Source organism: Streptomyces sp. NPDC059851 (assembly GCF_042732005.1).
Classification (GTDB): Bacteria; Actinomycetota; Actinomycetes; order Streptomycetales; family Streptomycetaceae; genus Streptomyces.
This window is the reverse complement of record NZ_JBHWJJ010000269.1, coordinates 1-3,492: the sequence shown is the minus strand read 5'-3', so window position 1 is coordinate 3,492 and position 3,492 is coordinate 1. Positions and strand designations below refer to the sequence as shown.

At 73.7% G+C, this 3,492-nt stretch carries 1 protein-coding gene; it reads left to right on the top strand.

Going from position 1 to position 3,492, the window contains the following annotated elements; all coding sequences use genetic code 11:
• On the top strand, positions 1–3,492 hold a 3,492-nt coding region (locus ACFV7Q_RS38540), incomplete at both ends, for a beta-ketoacyl synthase N-terminal-like domain-containing protein (protein WP_385435617.1).

Below are 3,492 nucleotides of genomic sequence, written 5' to 3'. Positions count from 1 at the left end.
GGCCTTCGTGCTGTTCTCCTCGATGAGCGGCACCATCGGTACGGCAGGTCAGGGTAACTATGCGGCTGCCAACGCCTACCTGGACGCGCTCGCCGAGCAGCGCCGGGCGTCCGGGCTCGCCGCGACGTCGATCGCGTGGGGCCCGTGGGCCGAGGGCGGCATGGCCGCCGACCAGGCCCTCGAAGCCCGGATGCGCCGGGGCGGCGTACCGCCCATGAACGCCGACCTCGCCATCACCGCGCTCCGTCAGGCCGTCGGCTCCGACGACGCAACCCTGATGATCGCCGACTTCGAGTGGGCGACGTTCGCACCCGGGTTCACGGCGGTACGCGCGGCCCGGCTGCTCGGCGACCTGCCCGAGGCCGAGGCCGTCACCAGCGGCCCCCAGCAGCGTGCGGACGAGCGTTCCGACGGCTCGGGTCCGTCGCTCGCCGGGCAGCTCACCAGCCTGACCGAGAGCGACCGGGAGGCGTTCCTCCTCGACCTCGTCCGCGCCCAGGTCGCGGAGGTCCTGGGCCATGCCGGCGCCGAGGACATCGAGGCCGGACGGGCCTTCCGCGAGATCGGCTTCGACTCGCTCACCGCCGTCGAACTCCGCAACCGGCTCGGCGCGGCCACCGGGCTGCGGCTCCCCGCCACGCTCGTCTACGACTACCCGACGCCGGCCGCGCTCGCCGCCAACCTGCTCACCGAACTCCTCGGCACGCAGGCCGCGGCGACCGCCCCGGTGGCCGCTCCCGCCGACGACGACCCGATCGCGATCGTCGCGATGAGCTGTCGTTTCCCCGGCGGGGTGCGCACCCCCGAGGACTTCTGGCAGCTGCTGGCGTCCGGCGCCGACGCGATCTCGGACCTTCCCCTGGACCGCGGCTGGGACCTCGACGCGCTGTACGACGCCGATCCGGGCGCACGGGGCACCTCGTACACCCGGCAGGGCGGGTTCCTCTACGACGCCGCCGACTTCGATGCCGACTTCTTCGGCATCTCGCCCCGCGAGGCCCTCGCGATGGACCCGCAGCAGCGCCTGCTGCTGGAGACCTCCTGGGAGGCGTTCGAACGGGCCGGCATCGACCCCGAGACGCTCCGCGGCAGCCAGTCCGGAGTGTTCGTCGGAACCAACGGCCAGGACTACCTCTCCGTGCTCCTGGAGGACCCCTCCGGTCTCGAAGGCCACCTGGGCACGGGCAACGCCGCCAGCGTGGTGTCCGGCCGTCTGTCCTACGTGTTCGGACTCGAAGGCCCGGCGGTCACCGTCGACACGGCCTGCTCGTCGTCGCTGGTCGCCCTGCACTGGGCGGTCCAGGCGCTCCGCAACGGCGAATGCGACCTCGCCCTGGCCGGCGGCGTCACCGTGATGTCGACGCCCGGCACGTTCATCGAGTTCAGCCGGCAGCGCGGCCTGGCCGCGGACGGCCGGATCAAGGCCTTCGCCGCCTCGGCGGACGGCACCGGCTGGGGCGAGGGCGTCGGCATGCTGCTCGTCGAGCGGCTGTCCGACGCCCGCCGCAACGGCCACCCGGTGCTGGCGGTCGTGCGCGGCTCGGCCGTCAACCAGGACGGTGCGAGCAACGGCCTGACGGCGCCCAACGGGCCTTCACAGCAGCGCGTGATCCGCCAAGCCCTCGCCAGCGCGGGCCTCTCGGCCGCCGACGTGGACGCAGTCGAGGCGCACGGCACCGGTACGACCCTGGGTGACCCGATCGAGGCGCAGGCCCTGCTCGCCACCTACGGCCAGGACCGCCCCGACGGCCAGCCGCTGCTCCTCGGCTCCGTCAAGTCCAACATCGGTCACACCCAGGCGGCCGCCGGCGTCGCCGGCGTCATCAAGATGGTGCTGGCCATGCAGCACGGAGAGCTGCCGCAGAGCCTCCACATCGACGAGCCCTCCACCCAGGTCGACTGGGAGGCGGGCGCGGTCGAGCTGCTCACCGAGCACCGGGAATGGCCCGAGACCGGCCGTCCGCGCCGGGCCGGCATCTCCTCGTTCGGCTTCAGCGGCACCAACGCCCACACGGTCATCGAGCAGGCCCCCCCGATGGAGGTGGCAGCCGTACGGGAGGAGACCTCCCTGCCCCTGCCCCTGCCGCTGCTGGTCTCGGCGAAGAGCGAGGCGGCTCTCCGCGCCCAGGCCGACGGCCTGCGCGCGCGGCTGCTCGCCGCCCCTGACCTCCGTCCGGCCGACGTCGCCGCGACCCTGGCGACCGGCCGCCCGGCCTTCGAAGAGCGTGCGGCCCTGGTCGCCGCGGACCGTGAGGGCCTGCTCGCCGGGCTCGCCGCCCTGGCGGAGGGCGACTCGGCGGCCCAGCTGGTCAAGGGCTCGCCGGTCGGAGGCAAGGTCGCCTTCCTGTTCACCGGGCAGGGCAGCCAGCGGCTCGGCACGGGCCGTGAGCTGTACGACGCCTTCCCCGTGTTCGCCGACGCGCTGGACCAGGTGTGCGCCCGGTTCGACCTCGACCGGCCGCTGAAGGACGTCCTGTTCGGGGCGGACGCGGCAGCGCTGGACCGGACGGAGTACGCACAGCCGGCCCTGTTCGCCGTGGAAGTGGCGCTGTTCCGGCTCGTGGAGGGCTTCGGTCTGAAGCCGGACTTCCTGTCCGGCCACTCCATCGGTGAGATCGCGGCCGCGCACGTCGCGGGTGTCCTCTCCCTGGAGGACGCGTGCACGCTGGTCGCGGCGCGCGGCCGGCTGATGCAGGCGCTCCCTGCCGGCGGGGTAATGATCGCGGTGGAGGCGTCGGAGGAGGAGGTCCTTCCGCTGCTCACCGACCGGGTGGACATCGCCGCCGTCAACGGCCCGCGGTCGGTGGTGGTCGCCGGAGACGAGGACGCGGCGACGGCTGTCGCACAGTCGTTCCCCGACCGCAAGACCAAGCGTCTGACGGTGAGCCACGCGTTCCACTCGCCGCACATGGACGGCATGCTCGACGACTTCCGCCGGGTGGCCGAGGGGCTGTCCTTCGCCGCCCCGCGCATCCCGGTCGTTTCCAACCTGACCGGGGCCCTCGCCTCCGACGAGATGGCCTCGGCGGAGTTCTGGGTGCGGCACGTCCGCGAGGGGGTGCGCTTCCTGGACGGCATCCGCGCCCTGGAGGCCGCGGGCGTGACGACGTACATCGAGCTCGGTCCGGACGGCGTGCTGTCCGCCCTCGGCCACGAGTGCGTCCGCGCGGCCGGAGCCGCCTTCGTGCCCGCCGTGCGCAAGGGCCGTCCCGAGGCCGAGACGGTGATGGCCGCCCTGGCCCGGAGCCATGTCCGCGGGATCTCCATCGACTGGCGGACCGTCCACGGGACCGGTGCCGTACGGGTCGACCTGCCGACGTACGCCTTCCAGCGCCGCCGGTACTGGCCGGAAGCCGCACTGGAACAGCGGCGCCTGGTCGCGGGCAGCGGGTCGCCCGTGGACGGCTGGCGCTACCGCGTGTCGTGGAAGCCGCTGGCGGATGCGTCGGCCGGTGGTGTGGGGCTGTCGGGCACGTGGCTGGTCGTGACCCC